The organism is Teichococcus deserti, assembly GCF_001982615.1.
Lineage (GTDB): Bacteria > Pseudomonadota > Alphaproteobacteria > Acetobacterales > Acetobacteraceae > Pseudoroseomonas > Pseudoroseomonas deserti.
Genome location: NZ_MLCO01000066.1, coordinates 29,748 through 51,623, shown reverse-complemented (window position 1 = coordinate 51,623; position 21,876 = coordinate 29,748). Strand labels below are relative to the sequence as shown.

The following is a 21,876-nucleotide window of genomic DNA, read 5'->3' as shown; positions in this document are numbered from 1 at the left end:
GGCTACGCGCGGCCGCCTGGCCGGGCTGCGCGGCTGGACCGGGCGCATCCGCACCCGCGCCATGGCCATCGTCGCGCTGATGTTCACCGTGCTGGCGGTGCTGGCCGGTGGCGCCCTGCTGATCGACCGGCTGCAGGACGAGATCATCAACGACCTGGCCGTGTCCGACCGGGCGGCGACCGACGCGGTGGATGAATTCGCCACCGTCGTCGCCCGCATGGGCGGGGCCTTCGCCAGCGCCGTCGCCGGCGTCGACCCGCCGTCCACCATCGCCCGCCGCATCCTGCGCAACAGCGAGATCGCCACCCAGGCCTATGGCCGGCTGGTCGCCGTCTATGGCGCGCGGGTCGATCCGCTGCTGCTGGGCGGCGCCCGCGACGTCATGCAGGGCCTGCCGGATTTCGCCCGCCAGGTGCATGACGCGCTGCGGGCGAATGAGCGCGACCGCTTCACCACCCTGCACGCCGCCTGGATCGACCATTCGGTGCCGCTCGACCGGCTGGCGGCCGAGGCGCGGCGCATCGGCCATCTGGATGCCGACCGCAACCTGGCCCGCGCGATCCAGGTCTCGGCCTGGTCGCAGCGCATGACGCTGGGCGGCTTCGTCTTCGGCCTGGCCGGGCTCGGCCTGACCTGGCTGGTGCTGGTGCGCCTGACCGCGCGCCCGCTCGGCCGCGTCGCCGCCGCCATGGAGCGGCTGGCCCGCGGCGAGGTCGGGACGCCGGTGCCCGAGGCCACCCGCGCCGACCAGGTGGGCGAGATGGCCCGCGCCGTGCTGGTCTTCCGGGAGAACCTGCAGGGCACCATGCGGCTGGTCGAGCAGGCGCTGGAAGGGGCGCGGCGCACCGCCGTCTCCACCGAGCAGGCCTCGGGCGCCATCGGCCAGGTCTCCGAGGGCAGCATGACCCAGCTGGGCGAGCTGCAGCAGGTGGCGGAAGCCCTGTCGCAGAGCACGGGCGCCATCGGCGAGGTCAATGGCGCGATCCAGGACAGCCATGACCGGATGGAGCGCGCCAAGGCGCTGCTGGGCGAAAGCCTGGAGAAGGTGCAGAACCTGATCATGCTGGTCGACGCCGTCAGCGACGACACCGAGCGCGTCACCCGCATCGCCGGCACCATCGGCAAGCTGGCGACGCAGACGAATATCCTGGCGATCAACGCGGCGATCGAGGCGGCGCGCGCCGGCGAGCATGGCCGCGGCCTGGCCGTGGTCGCGGAAGAAGTGCGCCAGCTCGCCGTCAGCAGCGAGGGGCTGGCGCAGGAGATTTCCGAGGTGGTGCTGCTGGCCGGCCGCCGCTCGCGCCAGGGCAGCGGCACCGCGGCCGCGGTCGGCGCGGCGATGGACGAGCTCGAGCGGCTGGTCGACGAGAGCACGCGGCTGTCGGGCGCCACCGCCATCGCCATGGAGCAGCAGCAGGCCATGGTCGGCCAGATCAACGAGCGCGTCGCCGTGCTGACCCGCATCGGCCAGTCCAACGCCACCGCCGCCGAGGAGATCACGGTGACCATGATCGACCTCTCGCGCCTGGCCGCCGACACCCGCGGCGCCGTCGAGGATGTCGCCGGCCGCCGCGCCGGATAGGGCCGCCGTCACATTCCCGCGTGACCGGTCCGCCGGCATGACAAGCGCGCGAGATGCCGGGCGGGGCCCCTGGCCAGTCGCCCGCGACGCTGCTTTCTGTTGACCATACGGCCGCGCCCGCCGCGGCGATGGGAGAGAATGCAGTGACACGACCGATCGTCCTCGGGACGGCGCTGGCCCTGTGCGGCCTCTTGTCTGGACCTCCGGTGATGGCCCAGCCGCCAACGTTGACGCCGGCGCCGGCGGCGGCCCCGGCCGCGGTGCCGGTGCGCGCCCAGGCCAACATTCCGCTCGGCGTCACCATCGTCGCCAAGTCGCTGGAGCGCGGCGAGGATGCGGTGGTGGTCACGGTCATCGCCTCTTTCGACAGCCGCGCGACCAATTCGGTGATGCTGGCCAACGAGCCCACCTTCCTGCGCTACGGCGAGGACCAGCGCCTGGCGCTGCGCCAGCCTTCGGAGAACCGCGACCTGCGCATCCGCAACGGCGAGAGCATGGAAGGCCAGCTGGTCTTCCCCGGCTTCCTGCCGCCGGAGACGCGCGAGGTGACGCTGGACTTCAACGAGGGCCAGGATGCCAGCGACATCTCGGCGCCCGGCCTGTCGCTGCGGATCCCGCTGCCCGCCGCGCCGTGACGGTCTTCCGGGTTGCCGCCCTGCTGCTGCTGCCGGCGGTCGCCGTGGCGCAGCCTCTGGCGGAACGGCCGAGCACCCTGCGCCCGGCCACGCTGCCGGCGCCGGTCTGGCGGCCCTATGCCATGCCGGAGACCCGCTTCGCCCCGCGCGCCGCGGACAGCCGGCTGGCGCCGGCGCCGGCGGCTTCCAGCTTCCGCCTGCGCGAGGTGGACAGCCGGCTGCGCCCGCGCACCGAGCAGCTGCTGACCGCCCTGCGCGCGGAGAAATCCGGGGATTCGATCCGCATCTCGCTGCCCGGCGACGTCCTGTTCGATTTCGACCGCGCCGAGATCCGCGCCGATGCCCGCCCCGAGCTGGCGCGGCTGACCGAGGTGCTGCGCGCCTATGCGCGGTCGCCGGTGGAGATCCAGGGGCATACCGATTCCCGCGGCAGCGACGACTACAACCAGGCGCTGTCGGAGCGGCGCGCCGCCTCGGTGCAGCTCTGGCTGCAGCGCCAGGGCGTGGCGCCGTCGCGGCTGCGCACCATCGGCTACGGCGAAAGCCGCCCGGTTGCGCCGAACGAGCAGGCCGATGGCCGCGACGACCCGCAAGGGCGGCAGCGCAACCGGCGGGTGGAGTTCATCATTCACCCTGCACCGCCGGGATAAGCACGAAAGGAGGCCCCGATGGCCCTGATGACCTGTCCGGAATGCAGCCACCGCGTCTCCGACAAGGCGCTGGCCTGCCCGTCCTGCGGCTATCCCATTGCTGGCGACGGGGCGCCGCGCGGCGGCGTGGCCCATGTCGTCGGGCGCGTCGCCGGCACCTGGCTGTCGGTCTCGGCGCTGGAGAACATCGTCATCGCCATCGTCTTCTTCGGAGGCATCGCCGCGGTGCTGATCACGCTGATCCTGGTCAACCGCTAGATATCGCCACGCGATAGCGCAACGTCTTTTCCTGTGTCGGCGCCTGGGTCTTTCACCAGGGGCCGGCTTGCCGCGGCCTCTCCCCAGGTCCACCATCGGCGGGCAGCAGGGGGACACCGCATGACCGACACCGCCGCCATCCGCGCCAGCGCGCAGGCCTGGCTGGACGCCAACCAGGCACGGCTCTCGGCCTTCAACGCGCGCATCTGGTCCTTCGCCGAGCCCGCCTGGCGCGAATACAAGTCGGTCGCCGCCTATGCGGACATCCTGGAGGAAGAAGGCTTCGAGGTCGAGCTCGGCTCGGGCGCGATGCCCACCGCCTTCTGCGCCCGCTGGGGCGATGAAGGCCCGGTGCTGGCCGGCTTCTCCGAATACGACGCGGTGCCGGGCAATTCGCAGCAGGTGGTGCCCTATGCGGCGCCGCGGGAGGGGCTGCACCCCTATGCCGCCGGCCATACCGATCCGCATTCGATGCTGGGCACGGCCTCGCTGGCGGCGATGCTGGCGACCCGCGCGGCCTTCCGGCAGCATGGGGTGAAGGCGCGGCTGAAGCTGTTCGGGGAGCCGGCCGAGAAGGTCTGCGGCTCCAAGCCGATCCATGCCGCCAAGGGCTATTTCGACGATCTGGACGCCGTGGTCTGCTGGCATCCCTGGCCGGCCAACACGGTGACGGCGGAAACCCATTTCGGCGCCTATTGGAGCGCCGTCATCAGCTTCGAGGCCGAGGCGCCGGAGCGCTGGGTCGACAAGTCGCTGATGCCGATCGACATGAGCCATGCCGTCGCCCGCGCCCCCGGCGCCAATGACGCCATGTGCCTGATGTACACGACGACGAAATACACCAAGGAGGCAATGTTCCCCCATAGCGGCTCCTGGACGCTGAACGAGTTCATCCTGGGCGATGGCGGCGCGACCTCGGACAACCTGGCGCCGCGCTTCAGCCAGATCCAGTATTCCTGGCGCGCCTCGTCGCTCGCCATCCAGGAGCAGATCTGGCGGGTGCTGGCGCAGAATGCCCGCCATGCCGCGGCGGTCAGCGGCTGCCGCGCCTTCGTCCGCTGGGTGACCAAGACCCGCGTCGGCCTGCCCAACATGGCGCTGACCGCGCTGACCTGGGCCAATCTGCAGGAGGTCGGCGCGCCGGTCTATGGCGAGGACGCCAAGGCATTCGGCCGCGAGATCCAGAAGAATCTCGGCCTCACGCCGATGGAGGATCCTTTCATCGCCAATGTCTCCCGCCTGATGCCGCCGGCGGAGTTCGAGGCGACGCTGCGCCATGCGCTGCCGCCCTGGCAGCAGCATCTGAGCGCCGACGACTATGTCGATTATTCCTGGCACGCGCCGACGGTCCGGCTGCTGGCGGGCCGGCCGCGGATGCGCGCGCCGCAGGGCGGCCACGACTATCCGAGCTGGGCCTACAACGCGCTGGGCGGGCTGCCGGCGGCGGTCGATCCGGGCATGTTCGTCGCGGCCCGCACCATGGCGCTCACCTATGTCGACCTGGCGACCCGTCCGGAAACCCTCGAGGCGGCGCAGGCGGAGTTCCGCGAGCGCACTGGCGGCGGCGTCGGCGCTGCGAAATGGGTCGCACCGCTGCTGCCGGCGGATTTCGACCCTCCGACCGATCTGCGCTGGCCGGAATACATCCGCACCGAGCGCGGGGAAGAGTGGTGCATTCCGACCGCGCGGCACGGCCACGGCGGCGGCGAGGAGATTCGTTGACGGCGGGCGCGGCGAAGTCGGCGCCGCGCCACCGTCATCCGGGGCTGCAGGGTCAGCGCAGGCCCTGCAGCAGGGTCGGGATCAGCTCGGACACCGTCGGGTGGATCGGCACGGCCCAGCGCAGCACCTGCTGCGGCACCCCGGCATGCATCGCGTCCAGCAACCCGTGGATCGCCTCGTCGCCCTCCACGCCCAGGATGGCGGCCCCCAGGATGCGGCCCGTGTCGCGCTCGGCCACCACTTTCATGAAGCCGGCGGTCTCGCCCTTCTCGACAGCGCGGCCGACGCGTGACATCGGCCGCGTCGAGACCTGTACATCGAGGCCGCTGCCCCGCGCTGCCGCCTCGGTCATGCCCACCCGCCCCAGAGGCGGATCGATATAGAGCGCATAGCCGGACACCCGTTCGCTGACCCGCCGGTCCTCGCCATCCAGCAGGTTCGCCGCGACGATCTCGAAATCATTGTAGGCGGTGTGGGTGAAGGCGCCGCGCCCGTTGCAGTCGCCCAGCGCATAGACGCCGGGAACATTGGTCTGCAGCCGCTCGTCGACGGTGATGAAGCCGCGCGGATCCACCGCGATCCCCGCCATGGCCAGGCCCAGCTCATCCGTGTTCGGCCGCCGCCCTACCGCGATCAGCAGGTCGGACCCGCTGACGCTCTGCCCCTCGCCGAAGCCCAGGGTGACGCCGCCCGCATCCGCCGAGGCCGCAACATCGCCGACCCCACAGCGAACAGAGATCCCCTCGGCTTCCAGGATGGAACGAATCTCGTCGGAGATGTCGGCATCCTCGCGCGGCAACAGCTTCGGCCCGCGCTCCAGCACGGTGACCGCGGACCCGAAGCGGCGATAGGCCTGGGCGAATTCCAGCCCGATATAGCTGCCCCCCAGAATCACCAGATGCCGCGGCAGATGGGTGATCTGCAGGATGCTGCTGCTGGTCAGGAAGGGCACGCCCTCGAACCCGTCCGGCACCACCGCCCGCGCGCCGACATTCAAAAAAATTTGCGGCGCGGTCAGCACCTCCTGGCCGACCTGCAGCGTGAAGGGGGCGGTGAAGCGGGCATGGCCCTGCACCAGCGCCACACCTTCGACGCCCTCCAGCCAGCGCTGCAGGTTGCCGCGGGCGTCGCTGGCCACCTTCTGCGCACGGGCGGTGATGCGCGGCATCTCGGCGGTGACGGGGCCGCCGACGGCGATGCCCCAGTCTGCTGCGCGGCGCGCCACATGGGCGGCGCGGGCGCTGGCCACCAGCGCCTTGGTCGGCATGCAGCCGCGGTTGACGCAGGTGCCGCCCAGCAGGCTGCGCTCCACCAGCGCGACCTTCTTCCCGGCCTCGGCCAGGCGCACGGCGAGCGAGGGCCCGGCCTGGCCGGCTCCCACCACGATGGAGTCGAAAGCGGTCATGCGAGACGTCCCACCAGCAGGAGGGTGAGGATCAGCGCGGCGGCGTCCTCGATCAAGGCCGCTGGCCAGTCGTGCCGCAGCCGCGCCGCCAGCCGACCACGCGCCGCGGCGCTGCCCAGCGTGCCGATCACCGCCCCGGCGGCGCCCAGCATCGCCCCCATGCCCGGCACCCCCGCCGGCATTCCGAGCATCATGCCGCACAGCGCCCCCGACAGCAGCCGGCCGCCGAATTGCAGCGGCACCTTGCGGCTGGGGGTGGAGGGCAGCTTGTCGGTGACCAGCTCGCCCAGCGCCAGCGCCGCCAGCAGCCAGGCCACCGGCGCGGCGGCGAGCCAGGCGGTCCAGCCGGTCAGCGCCAGCCAGCCGGCCAGGGCCGCCAGCGCCAGCGCTGCCAGGGGCATGATGCTGCGCAGACCGGCGATGCAGCCGGCGAGCAGGGCAAGCAGGAGAGGGGTCATGGCAGCCTCCGGCGACGTTCGGCGAGCTTCCGCCCGGCCCGCCGCCGCCGCAACACCGATTCGGTTTCGTTTCAACTTTTCGCGCGCGGGTTGATCCGGGCGCCCGGCGCGCCATCGGGACGAGGCTGCATGTTTTCATTTATCGCAATCACTTACGCCGGATGAAAGCCGTCCGGGAGCAGGATCAGGAGACGGAAACCGGCCTGGAAGTTGCGTTTGCGGGCCGATCCCTCACCAGCTTGTTTAGTGAAGCGGCGCAGCCTTCGCGCGATTCATCAGGTTACGCTTATGCTCGGGGCAATTCCGCACCGCGGCAGAGGCAATCCTTATCTCTCCGCCGCGTGGGGGATGGGCGGCTGCCACCCTCGAGGGTGTTTGAGATTATTTGATGATACTCGCCGCGCTGCATCCGCCGACTTTGTTCATCGTCACCGCGATTGTCATCGCCTTCTCCGGCCTTGTGCTGGTGGCGGCGCGCGGAAGGGACAACGACTCCGCCTCCATGGCACTCTGGGGCCTGGCCATGCTGCTGGGCGCCGCTGGAATCACGCTTCTCGCAGTCGAGGCTGCGCTGGGCGAGACCGCCCATCGCGCGGGCAACGTCACCATCCTGGCCGGCACCGCCTGCGCCTGGACGGCGGCGCGGCTGTTCGGCGGGCGGCCGCCGCTCTTCGCCCTGATCGCCGCCGGGCCGGGGCTGTGGCTGGCGGCCTCGCTGCTGCTCGGGCCCGGCAGCCCGCAGGCGCTGCTCTTCCTGGCCTGCGTCACCGGCGCCACCTACACCCTGGCCACCGCCTGGGAGCTGTCGCGCCTCGACCCCATGCCCGGCCGCAGCCGCCACGGCGCCATCCTGCTGCTGGCGCTGCATGCCGCCTTCTACCTGGGCCGCGCCCTCGGCCTGCTGCTGATGACCGAGACGGTCTGGCTGACCGAGCGCGAGGTCATGCTGCTGATGATGCTGGAGGCGCTGCTGCACACCCTCGGCATGGCCTTCATGTTCCTGGCCCTGGCCAAGGAGCGGGCGCAGCACCGCTCGGTCTCCCGGCTGCGCGAGCTGACGCTGCTCGACGGCCTGACCGGCATCGGCAACCGGCGGCAGTTCGACCTGGCGCTGGCGCGCGAGACCGAGCTCGGCCAGCGCGACGACATGCCGCTGGCGCTGCTGATGATCGACGTCGACCACTTCAAGGCCTTCAACGACGTCTACGGCCATCAGGCGGGTGACGATTGCCTGCGCGCCATCGCCGGCGCCATCCATGGCGCGGCGCGCCGGCCCGGCGACGTCGCCGTGCGCTATGGCGGCGAGGAATTCGCCGTGCTGCTGCCGCGGGCCGAGGAGGAAGGCGCCATGGTGGTCGCCGAGCTGATCCATGCCCGGATGCGGGAACTCGCCCTGCCGCATGCCGGCAGTCCGCAGGGGAAGGTGACCGTCAGCATCGGCACCGCCGCCCTGCCGCCGGCGCTGCTCTCGGGCAAGGGCGAGGCCCTGGTGGCGGCCGCCGACCACGCGCTCTACGCCGCCAAGGCCGCAGGCCGCAACCGTGCCTGGATGGCCAGCCAGCTGGCCGCCGCCCAGGCCGCGCTGCGCCCCGCCGAGACCGGGCTGCGCCGCGCCGAGGTGGCGGCCGACCTGGCGCGGCGCGCCAGCTGAGGCCCTGGTCGATCGCGCGGATTGCCTGCGGAAGGAGGCAGGCAGTCCGCTCGAGCCCCCTGGTCGATCGCGGGATGACGGGTCTCGGCGATCCCGCCTCGAGCCATCTTGCTCTAGCGCCGCAGTTCCAGGATGTCGAAATCGGATTCCCGCGCCGGCGCCGGCATCTCCAGCCGCAGCCGCTGCGGGCCGAGCGGCACCAGGTAGCCGACCTGGTTGCTCTCCTGCTCGGCGCCGTAGCGCGGCGGCTGGCCGGCGCCCGCGACCCCCGCCCCGGCATAGCCCAGCCGGGCGCTGCCGGTGTCGAACAGCGTCCCCGCCAGCCGCTGCGAGCCGGAGACCTTCTGGATCCGCAGGCCTGCCGCATCGTCGGTGATGCGGCAGCGGAAGTCGCCATAGAGGGTCAGCGGCAGGATGCCGCCCAGCTTGATCAGCCGGCAGCGCCAGTCGCCGGCGAGCGCCGCCGGGGGCTGCGCCGTGGCCTCACCCTGCAGCACCTGGTCCAGCACGGCGACGTCGCCGGCATCGCCACCGCTGCGGGCGATGCCGATGGCGGCCTGGCGCGAGGTCTCGAAGCGGGCGAGGCGGGCCTGGTCGATCGGCGTCAGCCCGTTGGGGAAGCGGCCATCGGCCAGCGCCGGCGCGGCGGCCAGAGCCGAAGCCAGAGCGGAGATCAGGAAGAAGGTTTTCATCGGAACCAGCCTAGCAGGCGCGGGCAGGCTGTTCGGTCACGCCTGCGCGTCCCGCCCGGGGAAGAAGTCCTGCAGGAAGTCGTCCAGGGCCGCGTTGAAGGCGCTGGGGCGCTCGAAATAGGCAGAGTGGCCGGTCTCGGCGAATTCGACATGCCGCGCCACCGGCATGGCGGCGGCCAGCGCCGGCGCGACCGGGGAGGGAAAGACGATGTCCTCGGCGCCGGTCAGCCACAGCGTCGGCACGGCGAGCCCGGCCAGCGCGCTGGCGGGCAGCGTGCGGCCGCGCATCAGCCGGCCGCGCAGCGCCTCCTTGTCCAGCGTGGCGCTGAGCTCGTCGATGGCGCGGTAGAGGAAATGCGCCGCCGGCTGCTCTGCCGCGCCGCGGGTGCCGAGCGCCGGGTGCACACCCTTGGCGCGGCCCGCGGCCAGGGCCGGGGCGGCGCCGGCCTGCCAGGCGGCGAAGGCCTCGGCGGCCTCGCTCTGCGCCGGATCGACCGGGCCGCTGGTCGCCGCCAGCACCATGGCGCGCAGCCGGGCGCCGCCACTGCGGGCATGTGCCAGGGCATGGTCCAGCGCGGTCCAGCCGCCCATCGATTGGCCGATGATGCAGACATCCTCGACGCCCAGATGCGCCAGCAGCGCCGTCAGGTCGCCGGCGTAATCCGCCGGGTCCGGCCCGCCTGCCGGCGCGTCGGAGGGGAAGAAGCCGCGATGGCTGAAGCTGATGCAGCTGTAGCGGTCGCAGAAGGCGGCGATCTGCTGCCACCAGGACAGGTGGTTGCCGCCCAGCCCATGCGCGAAGACCAGCGCCGGGCCCCGGCCGGTGACCTCGTAGTAGATCCGGCAATCCGGCCGCTGCAGGAAGCCCTTTTGGCGGGGGGCAGGGCCGAGGGACGGGGAGGGAGACATCGGCGGCGGCTCCAGAGGCGCGGAGCGCCAAGCCTGCGGCGCTTTGCCCTGGCTGTCGAGGCCACGCGATTGTCACGCGGCCCTGGCTAGGCGGCACCGCGTTAGGTTGATATCAACCTAGGACGCGCCGCAACCGCCCGGCGCTCAGGGAGCATCCCCATGCGTGTCACCCCGTATCTCTTCTTCAACGGCGACTGCGAGGCCGCCTTCACCCGCTACCAGGAGGTGCTGGGAGGGCATGTCATGGCGATGATGCGCCATGCCGGCAGCCCGGCGGAGGAGCAGGTCCCCGTCGCATGGAAAGACAAGATCCTGCATGCCTGCCTGGAGGTGGACGGCCTGCACATCATGGGCTCCGACGCGCCGCCCGGCCGGTTCGAGCAGCCGCAGGGCTTCTCGGTCAACCTGATGATGCGCTCGGTCGAGGAGGCGGAGCGTGTCTTCGCCGGCCTGTCCGAGGGCGCCACGATCACCATGCCGCTGCAGAAGACCTTCTGGGCCGAGCGCTTCGGCATGCTGACCGACCGCTTCGGCATCCCCTGGATGGTCAACCTGTCGCCGGAGGATTGCACGCCCTGAGCGCGGCGCGCCCGGCGCCGACAGCGCCGGGCAACCTTGTGGACGCTATGCGGCGGGCTTGAGGACGTGGATGGCGCGGGCCGCCACCATCTCCCTGGTGCGCTCGCCATAGGCCTTCATATGCGGTGCGGCGGCATGCGCGGCCAGCGCCTCGGGGCTGGCCCATTTCTCGACGACGACGAAGCTGTCGGCGCCGAACTGCGCATTGCCCAGGCCCTCGGCATCGACCGCCGGGCCGTATTCGATGCAGCCGTCTTCCGCCAGCACGGCGGGCATGTTGGCGCGGAACTCGCGCAGCACCGCCTCGCGCTGGCCGGGCTTGGCGGTGATGATGGCGATGACATGGATCATGGCGCGGAGGTCCTTCCCGTGAGCCGCCGAGGCTAGGCCGGGCCCCGGCTTGTGCCAAGCCGCCCCGCCGCCCAGACTGCGCCGTCGCGGAGGAACGCCATGCCGAAGATCATCGACTACTATGTCTCGCTGAACTCGCCCTGGACCCATCTGGGCGCCGCCCGGCTGGAGCAGATGGCGGCGCGCCACGGCGCGGTGATCCGCATCTTCCCGGTCGATTTCGGCACCATCTTCGCCGGCTCCGGCGGGCTGCCGCTGCCGAAGCGCTCGCCGCAGCGCCAGGCCTACCGGATGATGGAGCTGCGCCGCTGGCGTGACCGGCTGGGCATCCCGATCCAGCTGCAGCCGGCATTCTTCCCGGCGCGCGAGCCGCTGCCGGCGCAGCTGGTCATCGCCGTGCGCGAGACGCTGGGCCAGGCGCCGGCGCTGGCGCTCGCACATGCCATTCTGAAGGCGCTGTGGCAGGAGGAGCGCGACACCGGCGAGGCGTCTGTCCTGGCGGAGCTGGCGACGGGCCTCGGCCTCGATGCGGCGTCGCTGCTGGCGCTGGCGGAGGAGCCGCGCTGGGCCGAGCGGCGCGCCGCCGACAGCGCCGAGGCTCTTTCGCGCGGCGTCTTCGGCGCGCCGAGCTATGTGCTCGGCGACGAGATCTTCTGGGGCCAGGACCGGCTCGACTTCCTCGACGCCGCGCTCGCCCGCTGACCTGCTGCGCCGCAACCGCCCCGCCGCGCCGAGCGTTGACGCAGCCATAGTCCGGGCTGCGGGGATGGTTTTCGAGTGACGATGAAGGCGCGCGTGAGGGCGGCGGCACGACGGGTGCTGCGCCCCTGGCCCCTGCTGGCGGTGACCGCCGGGATGGGCCTGATGGTGCTGGGCTTCGCGGGCTGGGCGCTGCTGCGCATCCCGGTGCCGCCGGTGGTGGTGGCCGCCGGCGCCCCCGCCTCGCTGGTGCTGGAGGCGCGCGATGGCGTGGGCTTCGCCGCCCGCGGCACGCTGCGCGGTGACCCGGTGCAGGCCGCCAGCCTGCCGCAGCCGCTGGCCAGCGCGGTGATCGCCATCGAGGACCGCCGCTTCCTGGAGCATGGCGGCATCGACCTGCGCGGCATCGCCCGGGCCGCCTGGCGCAACGCCACCGGCGACCGCCGGCCGGAAGGGGCCAGCACCATCACCCAGCAGCTGGCGCGCATGAGCTGGCTGAGCCAGGAGCGCAGCCTGACCCGCAAGCTGCAGGAGGCGCTGCTGTCGGTCTGGCTGGAGCGGCAGCTGCCGAAGGAAGACATCCTCGCCCGCTACCTGAACGCCGCCTATTTCGGCGCCGGCGCGGTCGGCGCCGATGCGGCTGCGCGGCGCTACTTCGGCAAGCCCGCCGGCGAGGTCTCGCTGGCCGAGGCCGCCCTGCTGGCCGGGCTGCTGCGCGCGCCTTCCGCCCTGTCGCCGATCCGCAACCGCGAGGGCGCCGAGGCCCGCGCGTCCCTGGTGCTGGGCGCGATGCAGGAGACCGGCAGCGCCGCGCCCGAGGCCGTCGCCGCCGCCCGCGCCGCGCCCGTGGCGCTGCAGGCCCCGCCCGAGATGCTGCCCGGCCGCGGCTATTTCGCCGACTGGGCCGAGGCGGAGGCGCGCCGCCTGGTCGGCCCCGCGCCGGTCGACCTGATGGTGCGCACCACGCTGGACCCGAAGCTGCAGGACCTGGCGGAGCGGGTCATCGCCACCCGCCTCGACCGCGACGGCGCCCGGCTGAAGGCCGGCCAGGCGGCGCTGCTGGCGCTGGCCCCGGATGGCGCGGTGCTGGCGGCGGTGGGCGGGCGCGACTATGCCGCCAGCCAGTTCAGCCGCATTACCCAGGCGCGACGCCAGCCCGGGTCGCTGTTCAAGCTGTTCGTCTACGCCGCCGCGCTGGAAGCCGGGTTCCGTCCGGACCAGGTGGTGCAGGACCAGCCGGTGACCATCGGCGACTGGTCGCCGGGCAATGCCAATGGCCGGTTCCGCGGTTCCGTGACCCTGCGCGAGGCTTTCGCCCAATCCATCAACACCGTCGCCGTGCAGCTGCAGGAGGCCGCCGGCCGCCCCCAGGTCGCGGCGATCGCGCATCGCCTGGGCGTCACCGGCGAGATCGGGCTGCACCCGAGCATGGCGCTGGGCACCAGCGGCGCGACACTGGCGGAGATGACCGCGGCCTATGGCAGCATCGGCTTCGGCCAGCGGCTGGAGCCCTGGCTGGTGCAGGAGGTGCGCGCCCGCGACCGCGCCCTCTACACCCGCCCGACGGCGCGCGAAGCCACGCCGCCGGTGCCGGCGGCGGTGCAGCAGGGACTGCTCGACATGATGCTGGCCGCCGTCCGCGACGGCACCGGCCGCGCGGCGCGGCTGGACCGGCCGGTGGCGGGCAAGACCGGCACCACCCAGGACAGCCGCGACGCCTGGTTCATCGGCATGACCGCGGATGCCGTGGTCGGCGTCTGGGTCGGCAATGACGACAACAGCCCGATGGCCGATGTCTCGGGCGGCGGGCTGCCGGCGGCCATCTGGCACGACTTCATGGCCGAGGCCGACAAGCTGCGCACCACGGCCGCCCCCTCGGCCGCCACCGCCCCACCGGAGGCAGCCGCGACGCCGGCCGAGCGCATCGAGGGGGTGCCCGGCCTGGTCGACACCGGCACGCTGGTGATCGAGGGACGCCTGGTGCGGCTGTCCGGCGTCGCCGGCTCGGCGGGCGACTTCCTGCAGCCGATGGCACAATGGATCGCCGGGCGGTCAGCGCAGTGCCGGGCCGAGGCCGATGCCAGCTGGCGCTGCCGCGTCGAGGGCCGCGACCTGTCCGAGCTGGTGCTGTCCAATGGCGGCGGCCGCGCGACCGCCGAGGCGGCGCCGGAGCTCAAGCGGGCCGAGGCTACCGCGCGGCGGCAGCGGCTGGGCGTCTGGGAGAATGGCCGCTGACGCAACGCGGCGCCGGTTCCGCGCATTGAAGAAGCAGGCCGAAAACTCAGCATGTGAAAAACTGTCCATCTTGCGGCCGGGCGAGAGGCTTCCGACATGTCGACCATGATCAATGCCAAGCATCTGCTCGACCGCTTCCTCGGCCCCGGCGGGGCCGCGTCGGCGCTGGAGAAATTCTCGGGCGGCGGCGCCGGGGCATCCCCCGCCGCATCGCCCTGGCTGAACCCGGCCGGCGCCGCCGGCGGCGGCATGGCGGAGGCAGCGAAGCGCGCCCTCGGCGGCCAGGGCGGCGTCGGCAGCCTGGCGATGGGCGGCGCCGCCGGCAGCCTGCTGGGCCTGCTGGTCGGCGGCAAGAAGAAGGGAAAGCTCGGCGGCGCGCTGAGTCATGGTGGTGCCGCCATGCTGGGCGCCCTGGCCTCGCGCGCCTATGAGAACTGGCAGCAGGGCAAGGCGCCGGCCCAGGCGCCGGTGGCCGCCCCTCAGGAGGCCGAGCGCGTCCCGCAGAAGTTCCTGCCCGCCGCGGCGGCCGGCTCCGACGGCCAGCCCTTCGAGCTGTCGCTGATCCGCGCCATGATCGCCGCCGCCAAGGCCGACGGCCATATCGACGAGGAGGAGCGCCGGCTGATCTTCGAGCGCGTCGGCCAGATGGGGCTGGATGCCGAGGGCAAGGCCTTCGTCTTCGACGCCCTGGCGGGGAATGCCGGCGTCTCCGAGATCGCGGCGCTGGCGGCGACGCCGGAGCAGGCGTCGGAGATCTACCTGGCCTCGCGCCTGGCGGTGGACGTCACCCAGCCCGAGGAGCGCGCCTGGCTGGAGGCGCTGGCCGGCAAGCTGCGGCTGCCGGACGGCCTGGCCGCCCATCTGGACCGCCAGATCGAGGCCGCCTGAGGATCGCTACTGCTGGCGCAGCAGCCGGATGAAGCCGGCATGCCAGCGCCAGTAGCCGTCCTGCAGCACCGCCAGCCGGTCGCGCAGCGCGCCATGCGCCTCGGGCAGGCGGTGGAAGGGGATCGAGGGGTAGAGGTGGTGCTCGGTGTGGTAGCTCATGTTCCACATCAGCAGCCGCACCGCCGCGTTGGTCAGGGTGGTGCGCGTGTTGGTCAGCCCGTTGGCGCCATGCGTGCAGAGCGTGTGCTCGGTCAGCAGGTAGAGCCGCAGCATCGGCTGGCCGAGCAGCTGCGGCCCGATCCAGAACACCAGCGGCGCCCACCAGCCAACCAGCAGCATCTACAGGCCGGCGCAGCCGGCGACGAACAGCGTCATCCATCGCATCGAGCGGATGATCTTCGCCGCAGCCCGCGGCGGGACATAGGGATGGCCTGACAGGTCGCCGCGCCAGGCGTCGCGCAGGTTGAGCAGCCGCGTGCGCCAGTAGGGCAGCGCCGCCACCCGCCACAGATAGGCATCCAGGCTGGAGGGCGCCGGGGCGATCAGCTCCGGGTCGTGCTCCGGATCCTGGGTGTGGCGGTGATGCGCCAGGTGGAAAGCCATGTAGAAGTGCCAGTTGAGCAGCGAGGGGCAGGCGGCCAGCCAGCCCACCACGGCATTGGCGCGCCGGCTGGCGAAGGCGGTCAGATGCATGGTCTCGTGGATCGGCGCGAAGAGCGCGGCCTGGGCCACGCCCAGCAGCAGCATGGCCGGCAGCAGCGTCCAGGGGCCGCTGGCCGCGACCAGCCAGCCGGCGCCCAGGATCAGCGCCAGATGCGCGCCCAGGCGGATCGTGCCGCAGAGGTCGGAGCGCTGCGACAGCGCCTTCAGCTCGGCGCCGGAAAGCAGGCGGGGCGGGGCTTGGCTCATGCGCGGCTCCTGGCTTGTCCTGGCCCAGTCTCTCGAGCCGGACAGGATGGCGTCCAGCCTGAATTAATTGCAATTGCCAGGCGCGGCGCCGGGTTTGCCCAAATCGCGCGCAAAGATTGCGCAGAAGCAAGGCGCCGCCCGGTTCCCCACCGCCCCGAAAGCCGTTAACGGTCTGGAATGTCCGAGACATTGCCGGCGCGGCCTGCCCTGCGGCGCCCCCTCATCCTGGCCGCCGTCTGCGCCGCCATGTTCATGATCGCCGTCGAGGCCACCATCGTCTCGACCGCCATGCCGCAGATCGCGGCGCAGCTGGGCGACCTGCATCTCTATTCCTGGGTTTTTGCCGGTTTCCTGCTGAGCCAGACGGCCATGACCATGGTCTTCGGCAAGCTCGCCGATCTGTTCGGCCGCAAGCCCGTCCTGCTGGTGGGCATCGGCATCTTCCTGATCGGCTCGGCGCTCTGCGGCCTGGCCTGGTCGATCCCGGCGCTGATCGGCTTCCGCCTGCTGCAGGGGGTGGGCGCCGGCGCCATCCAGCCGGTCTGCCTGACCGTGGTCGGCGACCTCTACCCGGGCGCCGAGCGCGCCAAGGTGCAGGGCTACCTCGCCAGCGTCTGGGGTTTTTCCTCGGTCGTGGGGCCGCTGGCGGGCGGGCTGATCATCCAGCACATGAGCTGGGCCTGGATCTTCTGGATCAACATCCCGGTCGGCCTGGTCTCGGCGGCGCTCTTCGTCGCCTTCCTGCACGAGCGGGTGGCCACTGCCCAGCGCCATGTCGACATCGCCGGCGCCACCCTCTTCGCCATCGGCATCGCAGCCCTGATGGTCGCCGTCACCGAGCTCGGCAACGGCGCGGTGGCGCCGATGCTGCTGGCGGCCGCGGTCTTCGCCGCCGCCGCGGCCGCCTTCGCTGTCCAGCAGCGGCGGGCGCGCGACCCGATCATCTCCTTCGCGCTGTGGCGGCGGCGGCCGATCGCGACGGCCAATCTGGCGACCCTGCTGAGCGGCATGAGCGTCATCGGCCTCTCCACCTTCCTGCCGATGTATGTGCAGGGCGTGATGGGCCGCTCGGCGCTGGTCGCCGGCTTCGCGCTGACGGTGATGGTGCTGGGCTGGCCGATCGGCGCCACCGTCGCCAGCCGCGTCTTCCCGCGCTTCGGCCTGCGCCGCACCCTGCTGTTCGGCGCGGCGCTGCTGCCGCTCGGCGCCGTGCCCTTCCTGCTGCTGACGCCGGCGAGCTCGCCGCTGCTGGCCGGCAGCGGCTCGCTGGTGATCGGGCTGGGCATGGGCTTCCTGACCACCTCGGCCATCGTGCTGATCCAGGGCAGCGTCGGCTGGGCGGAGCGGGGCGCCGCCACCGCCTCCAGCGTCTTCTCGCGCAACCTGGGCAGCACGCTGGGGGCGACGGTGCTGGGCGGCGTGCTGAATCTCGGCCTCGCCGGCAGCGCCGTCTCCTTCGAGCGGATCCGCGAGATGCTCGACCGGCCCGACCTGGCGCGCGCCGAGCCGGCGGTGACGGCGGCGCTGTCCGGCGCGCTGCACTGGACCTTCTGGGGCATCTTCCTCATCGCCGTCGCCGCCCTGCTGGCGGCGACGCGGGTTCCCCATCAGGCGTCGAGCGGCGCCCGGGCATCGGCGCCGAAATAGGCGCGCTCCAGCCGGTGCGGCAGATCGGCCTCCCGCGCGCCGGCCTGCAGCACGATGCGGCCCTGGGCCAGGGCATAGACGCGGTCGGCGACCGACAGCGCCTTCTCGATCAGCTGCTCGACCAGCAGCACGGCGGTGCCGCGGGCCTGCAGGGCGCGCACCACGCCCAGAACCCGGTCGACCAGCACCGGCGACAGCCCGGCCGAGGGCTCGTCCAGCATCAGCAGCCGCGGCTGCCGCACCAGCCCCTGCGCCACGGCCAGCATCTGCTGCTGCCCGCCGGACAACGCGCCACCTTTCTCCGCGCGTTTCTCCGCGATCTCGGGAAAGAAGGAAAATGCCTCTTCCACGCGCCGCATCCGGTCGGCCCGCGGCAGGTCGTAGCCGGCCAGCAGCAGGTTGTCGGCAACCGAGACCTGGGTGAAGACGCGATGCCCCTCGATGACATGCACCAGCCCGAGCCGCGCCGCCTCGCGTGGCCCGAGGCCGCGCAGGTCGCGCCCGGCGAAGGAGGCGCCACCCCCCGACCAGGGCAGCAGCCCGGACAGCGCGCGCAGCAGGCTGGTCTTGCCGGCGCCGTTGGGGCCGAGCAGCGCGATCACCTCGCCCTCGGCGATGGTCAGCTCGACGCCATGCAGCACGCCGATCTTGCCGTAGCCGGCCTCGAGCCGGTCGACGACCAGCAGGGATTCAGGCGCCGAGATAGGCACTGACCACCTCCTTGTGGCTGCGGATATCGGCCGGCGTCCCGCTGGCCAGCACGCGGCCCAGGTTGAGCACGGTGACATGGTCGCAGATGTCGAAGATCAGGTCGGCATGGTGCTCCACCAGCAGCACGCCGGTGCCCTGGCGCGCCACCGCCTGGATCAGCGCGCCGAGCCTGCGGATTTCTTCCGCCGACAGGCCTGCCGCCGGCTCGTCGAGGAGAAGAAAAGCGGGACGCAGCATCAGCGCGCGGGCGATCTCGACGAAGCGCAGCTCGCTGTGCTGCAGCCGGTCGGCGCGGGCTTCCGCCAGGCCTTCCAGCCCGACCGCGGCCAGGGCAAGCCGCGCCTGGGCCTCGATCGTCTTTTCCTCGGCGCGCGGCCTCGGCAGCGCGAGCAGGGTCGCGAAGAAACTGGACGAACCCTGGATGCTGCCGCCGACCATGACGTTCTGCAGCACCGTCGCCTCGCCGATGATGCGCGGCGTCTGGAAGGTGCGGGCGATGCCGAGCCCGGCCCGCTTCTGCGGCATTCCAGCCGGCAGCGGCGCGGCGCCCAGCGCCATCCGGCCCTGCTGCGGCTCGTAATAGCCGCAGATGACGTTGAGCGTCGTGGTCTTGCCCGAGCCGTTCGGCCCGATCAGCCCATGCACCTGGCCGGGCCGGACCTCGAGATCGACGCCGTCGATGGCGCGCACGCCGCCGAAGCGCAGCTCGATGCCGGCGAGGTTCAGCGGCGCCGCCTCGGGGCGCGCCGGCAGCAGCGCCTCGAGCGCCGCGGCGCGCGGCAGGATGGCGCGATGCGCCGGCAGCGGCCGCCGCCCGGCGAAGTCGAGCAGGGATGCGATGCCCCCCGGCATGGCCAGCACGATGACCAGCAGCAGGAAGGCGTAGAGGAAGGTGGACCAGGCGGCGAGGGGTGCGGCGATCTCCGGCAGCAGGGTCAGCAGGATGGTGCCCAGCATCGGCCCCAGGATCGAGCCGCGGCCGCCGATCAGCACGGCGATGAAGAACAGCAGCGACAGCTCGAAGGTGAAGGCGTCCGGGGTGATATAGGTCTGCAGCCCGGCGAAGAGCCCGCCGGCGAAGCCCGCGCAAGCGCCGGCGAAGAGGAAGGTGCTGACCAGCAGAGCGGGTTTCGAGATGCCGCTGGCCTCCGCGGCCACTTCCGCGTCGCGCAGGGCGATGAGGCCCCGCCCGAAGCGGCTGCGCGCGATGTTGCCCGTCATCCAGGTCACGACAGCCGCCAGCCCGAGGCACAGGTAGAAAAAAGACCAGGCGGTGTCGAAGGGGGGTGGCATGGCGGGGCCGGTGATGCCGATGCCGCCGCCGGTCACGTCCTGCCAGGCCAGCGCCACTTGCGTCACGATGGTGGCGAAGCCCAGCGTGGTCATGGCGAAGTAGAAGGTGCGCAGCCTGAGCGCCGGCAGGCCGACCACCAGGCCGAAGACGGCGCCGATGCCGGCCGCGGCGGCCAGCGCCAGGAAGGCGGGAACCTCCGGCGTCACCGTGCCGCTGGCCAGCACGCTGGCGGTGTAGGCGCCGAGCGTCAGCAGCGCGACATAGCCGATCGCCAGCTGTCCGGCGAAGCCCACCACCAGGTTCAGCCCGGCGATCAGGATCCAGTAGATGGCGGCGCGCGTCGCGATCAGCGCCCAGTAGTCGTTGCCCGAGAAGGGCAGCAGCAGAGCCAGCGCCAGGATGCCGAGAAACGGCAGCACGGCGCGGGGCAGCAGGCCGGCGCGTGGGGTCAGGGGCGGCTCGAAAACGGTGGCGGGCTTGGCGCTGTCCATCACACCCTCCGCTGCGGGGCCGCGCCGAACAGGCCTTGCGGCGCCGCCAGCAGGATGATGATGAAAAGGGTGAAGACCGCCACGCTGGAGAAGATGCCGCCCACCGTGAAGTTGGCCGCCTGCTGGAACAGCCCCAGCGCCAGCCCGCCGATGACGGCGCCGCGGTTGTTGCCCAGCCCGCCGAGCGCGACGGGGATGAAGCCGTAGAAATTCAGCAGCGGCCCGTTGGCGAAGAAGGCCAAGAGAAGCTGGCCGCCGGAGAAGCCGGCGAGAGCCCCGATGGCGCCCGCCAGCGCATAGCTGGCGACGCGGAGATTCCGCTCCGGCAGGCCGAGCGCGCGGGCGGCGAAATTGTCCTCGGCCACGGCGACGAAGGCGCGGCCGACCAGCGTGCGCTTGTAGAGATATTCGAGGCCCAGGATGGTCACCGCGCAGGCGACCACCGGCAGCCAGTATTTCTGGTCCCAGGGCCCATGCGCGGTGGTGAGCTCCAGCAGGCGCGGGAAGGGGCGGGGCTCGGTGCTCCATTCGATGGCGGTGACCTGCTGGATCATCAGGGCCAGCGCCAGCGTCGAGAGCACGTAGAGATGCTGGTCCAGGCTTTTCAGCACCGGCCGGACGGCGACGAATTCCGTGACCACGCCGATCGCCGCCGCCGCCAGCAGGGTCAGCGCCAGCCCGGGCAGCACCGGCAGCTGGAACTGCAGGATGAAGAGCGAGCCGAAGACGCCGCCCAGCATGCCGAGCTGCCCGGCGGTGAAGCTCATCACCCGGGAGGTGGCGAACATGGTGTTGTAGGTGATGCCGATCAGCGCGTAGATCGCGCCGACCGCCAGGCCCGAGGCCAGGATGGAAGCCAGCATGCGCCCGCGCCCCCTTGCTCAGCCGTAGCCGGGGGCGAGGGCGAAGGCGCCGTGCTTCGCCGTGTTCGCCGCCGACATCACGACTTCCTCGGTCGGATAGCCGTTGTGCTCGTCGGGGGTGAAGCTGTAGGTGCCGAAATATCCGGCGTGCTTCGTGAGCGAATTCCAGTGACGGATGATGGCCTCGTTGGAGGAGGAGCCGGTCGCCTCCACCGCGCCGGCGATCAGGTTGACCGCGTCGACGCCCGCCGCGACCCACCAGAGCAGCGTGTCGTCCAGCGCCACCTTGCCCTGCAGCCGGCTGACCAGCTCCTGGCTTTTCGCCGGGAGGTTGCCGTCGGCGCCGTAGCTGCAGCTCTTGTAGCCGATGGCGAAGACCTTCTCCCAATTGGCCGGCCGGCTGAGCAGCCCGCCGATCTCGCCGGAGGCCATCGAGGGATGGCCGACGAAGGGCACGTCCCAGCCCATGTTGCCGCGGGTGTTGAACAGCCGCGCCTCCATGCCGGTGGAGACGCTCCAGATGATGATCGCCTCCGTGCCCGCGTTGCGGGCGCGCAGCATGTCGGGGGTCATGTCGGGCTGGGTGGCGTCGATATTGGCCTGGTAGACCACCTCCGCCCCGTCCTTCTGGAAGGCGGCGACGGAGGCCTTCACCGCGCTGACGCCATAGCCGGTGGTGTCGCCGATGACGGCGACCTTCCGGACCTTCAGCACGTTCAGGCAATAGGCGCGCACCGCGTCGTCCCACTGCCCGTTGGAGGGCGCGGTGCGGAAGGCGTTGGGGTAGCGGCGGGTGTCGATCAGCTGGTCGACGACGCAGGGATGGATGTTGGGCATCTTGGCGCGCGCCATGATTGCCGTCACCGCCAGGGATTCACCCGAATTGGTCGGACCCCAGATGGCATGCACCTTGGCCTGGCTGATCATCTCCTGCGTGGCGTTCACCGCCTTGGTGGGGTCGCCCTGGGTGTCGCGGGTGATGATCTCGATCTTGCGGCCCTTGACCCCGCCATCGGCGTTCAGGGCATTGGCAGCGAAGAGCACGCCGCGGTTGAAGCCGATGGCCGGGGCCGAGCTCGGCCCGGTCATGGCCGCCAGCCACCCGATGCGGACCGCCTCGGTCTGCGCCAGAGCAGGGCGGGCGAGGGGGGCGGCGGCGAGGCCGGCCAGCGTGGCGCGCGACAGGTCGCGACGGGTGATGCGCATCCTTGATCCTCCCAGAAGTCCCGGCCCCGTCTTGCCGCGGG

At 72.0% G+C, this 21,876-nt stretch carries 20 protein-coding genes and 1 pseudogene; 11 read left to right on the top strand and 10 right to left on the bottom strand.

Translation table 11 applies throughout. The features are described from left to right. The 5 genes from BKE38_RS08620 to BKE38_RS08600 all read left to right on the top strand — a co-directional run. The coding region (locus BKE38_RS08620; RefSeq protein ID WP_131829521.1) for a methyl-accepting chemotaxis protein at nt 1–1,582 on the top strand (1,582 nt) is incomplete at its 5' end. Between the two features lie 209 nt (nt 1,583–1,791). Then, nucleotides 1,792–2,217: a hypothetical protein gene (locus tag BKE38_RS08615; RefSeq protein ID WP_131829520.1), complete on the top strand. Its 426-nt coding sequence runs from the start codon at nt 1,792–1,794 to the stop codon at nt 2,215–2,217. Continuing rightward, a complete protein-coding gene (locus BKE38_RS08610) occupies nt 2,214–2,867 on the top strand; it encodes an OmpA family protein (RefSeq protein WP_076956911.1) in 654 nt (217 codons plus the stop codon). Before BKE38_RS08615 ends, BKE38_RS08610 begins: the two co-directional genes overlap by 4 nt. A gap of 18 nt (nt 2,868–2,885) precedes the next feature. After that, nucleotides 2,886–3,125 carry a zinc-ribbon domain-containing protein gene (locus BKE38_RS08605; protein WP_076956910.1) on the top strand — a complete coding sequence of 80 codons (240 nt, stop codon included), beginning with the start codon at nt 2,886–2,888 and terminating at the stop codon, nt 3,123–3,125. Between the two features lie 120 nt (nt 3,126–3,245). Then, entirely contained in the window at nt 3,246–4,847 is a 1,602-nt protein-coding gene (locus BKE38_RS08600) for a M20/M25/M40 family metallo-hydrolase (RefSeq protein WP_076956909.1), read from the top strand. 52 nt (nt 4,848–4,899) lie between these two features. Here the strand turns inward: BKE38_RS08600 and BKE38_RS08595 are convergent, their stop codons facing one another. Then, entirely contained in the window at nt 4,900–6,252 is a 1,353-nt protein-coding gene (locus BKE38_RS08595; protein ID WP_076956908.1) for an FAD-containing oxidoreductase, read from the bottom strand. Then, nucleotides 6,249–6,710, bottom strand: coding sequence for a hypothetical protein (locus tag BKE38_RS08590; protein ID WP_076956907.1), 462 nt, complete (start codon nt 6,708–6,710; stop codon nt 6,249–6,251). Before BKE38_RS08590 ends, BKE38_RS08595 begins: the two co-directional genes overlap by 4 nt. A 388-nt stretch (nt 6,711–7,098) precedes the next feature. On the opposite strand from BKE38_RS08590, the gene BKE38_RS08585 reads away from it, so the two are divergent. Beyond that, nucleotides 7,099–8,361 carry a diguanylate cyclase gene (locus BKE38_RS08585; protein ID WP_083747396.1) on the top strand — a complete coding sequence of 421 codons (1,263 nt, stop codon included), beginning with the start codon at nt 7,099–7,101 and terminating at the stop codon, nt 8,359–8,361. A gap of 113 nt (nt 8,362–8,474) precedes the next feature. Here BKE38_RS08585 and BKE38_RS08580 read toward each other — a convergent pair whose 3' ends face one another. Then, nucleotides 8,475–9,053 carry a DUF4893 domain-containing protein gene (locus tag BKE38_RS08580; RefSeq protein ID WP_076956905.1) on the bottom strand — a complete coding sequence of 193 codons (579 nt, stop codon included), beginning with the start codon at nt 9,051–9,053 and terminating at the stop codon, nt 8,475–8,477. Between the two features lie 36 nt (nt 9,054–9,089). Beyond that, nucleotides 9,090–9,962 carry an alpha/beta fold hydrolase gene (locus BKE38_RS08575; protein ID WP_076956904.1) on the bottom strand — a complete coding sequence of 291 codons (873 nt, stop codon included), beginning with the start codon at nt 9,960–9,962 and terminating at the stop codon, nt 9,090–9,092. Between the two features lie 159 nt (nt 9,963–10,121). Between BKE38_RS08575 and BKE38_RS08570 the strand changes: the two genes are divergently transcribed. Beyond that, nucleotides 10,122–10,541 carry a VOC family protein gene (locus BKE38_RS08570; protein WP_076956903.1) on the top strand — a complete coding sequence of 140 codons (420 nt, stop codon included), beginning with the start codon at nt 10,122–10,124 and terminating at the stop codon, nt 10,539–10,541. Between the two features lie 45 nt (nt 10,542–10,586). Here BKE38_RS08570 and BKE38_RS08565 read toward each other — a convergent pair whose 3' ends face one another. Continuing rightward, on the bottom strand, nt 10,587–10,892 hold the full coding sequence (locus tag BKE38_RS08565) for a putative quinol monooxygenase (RefSeq protein WP_076956902.1): 306 nt from the start codon (nt 10,890–10,892) through the stop codon (nt 10,587–10,589). A 99-nt stretch (nt 10,893–10,991) separates the two neighbouring features. Between BKE38_RS08565 and BKE38_RS08560 the strand changes: the two genes are divergently transcribed. From BKE38_RS08560 to BKE38_RS08550, 3 genes are all read left to right on the top strand, one after another. Then, nucleotides 10,992–11,594, top strand: a complete 603-nt coding sequence (locus tag BKE38_RS08560; RefSeq protein WP_076956901.1) for a 2-hydroxychromene-2-carboxylate isomerase — start codon at nt 10,992–10,994, stop codon at nt 11,592–11,594. Nucleotides 11,595–11,675: 81 nt separating this feature from the next. After that, nucleotides 11,676–13,826 (top strand): PBP1A family penicillin-binding protein, encoded by a 2,151-nt coding sequence (locus BKE38_RS08555; RefSeq protein ID WP_076956900.1) that lies wholly within the window; start codon nt 11,676–11,678, stop codon nt 13,824–13,826. A gap of 96 nt (nt 13,827–13,922) precedes the next feature. Further along, nucleotides 13,923–14,714 (top strand): tellurite resistance TerB family protein, encoded by a 792-nt coding sequence (locus BKE38_RS08550; protein ID WP_083747395.1) that lies wholly within the window; start codon nt 13,923–13,925, stop codon nt 14,712–14,714. A gap of 6 nt (nt 14,715–14,720) precedes the next feature. Here the strand turns inward: BKE38_RS08550 and BKE38_RS33165 are convergent. Next, nucleotides 14,721–15,623: pseudogene (locus tag BKE38_RS33165) on the bottom strand (fatty acid desaturase). A gap of 177 nt (nt 15,624–15,800) precedes the next feature. Here BKE38_RS33165 and BKE38_RS08540 point away from each other — a divergent pair. After that, nucleotides 15,801–17,270, top strand: a complete 1,470-nt coding sequence (locus BKE38_RS08540; protein ID WP_207553532.1) for an MDR family MFS transporter — start codon at nt 15,801–15,803, stop codon at nt 17,268–17,270. On the opposite strand, the gene BKE38_RS08535 is transcribed toward BKE38_RS08540, so the two are convergent. The 4 genes from BKE38_RS08535 to BKE38_RS08520 are packed head-to-tail and all read right to left on the bottom strand — an operon-like array spanning nt 17,231 to nt 21,835. Next, entirely contained in the window at nt 17,231–17,980 is a 750-nt protein-coding gene (locus tag BKE38_RS08535; protein ID WP_207553531.1) for an ABC transporter ATP-binding protein, read from the bottom strand. The two genes, BKE38_RS08540 and BKE38_RS08535, sit on opposite strands and share 40 nt — an antisense overlap. Then, a complete protein-coding gene (locus BKE38_RS08530; RefSeq protein WP_083747391.1) occupies nt 17,961–19,766 on the bottom strand; it encodes a branched-chain amino acid ABC transporter ATP-binding protein/permease in 1,806 nt (601 codons plus the stop codon). Before BKE38_RS08530 ends, BKE38_RS08535 begins: the two co-directional genes overlap by 20 nt. Further along, the gene (locus BKE38_RS08525) at nt 19,766–20,629 is read right to left on the bottom strand and encodes a branched-chain amino acid ABC transporter permease (protein WP_076956898.1); all 864 of its coding nucleotides are present in this window, start codon (nt 20,627–20,629) and stop codon (nt 19,766–19,768) included. The genes BKE38_RS08530 and BKE38_RS08525 overlap by 1 nt, the downstream gene beginning before the upstream one ends. A gap of 18 nt (nt 20,630–20,647) precedes the next feature. After that, nucleotides 20,648–21,835, bottom strand: coding sequence for an ABC transporter substrate-binding protein (locus tag BKE38_RS08520; RefSeq protein ID WP_083747390.1), 1,188 nt, complete (start codon nt 21,833–21,835; stop codon nt 20,648–20,650). Nucleotides 21,836–21,876: the final 41 nt, after the last annotated feature.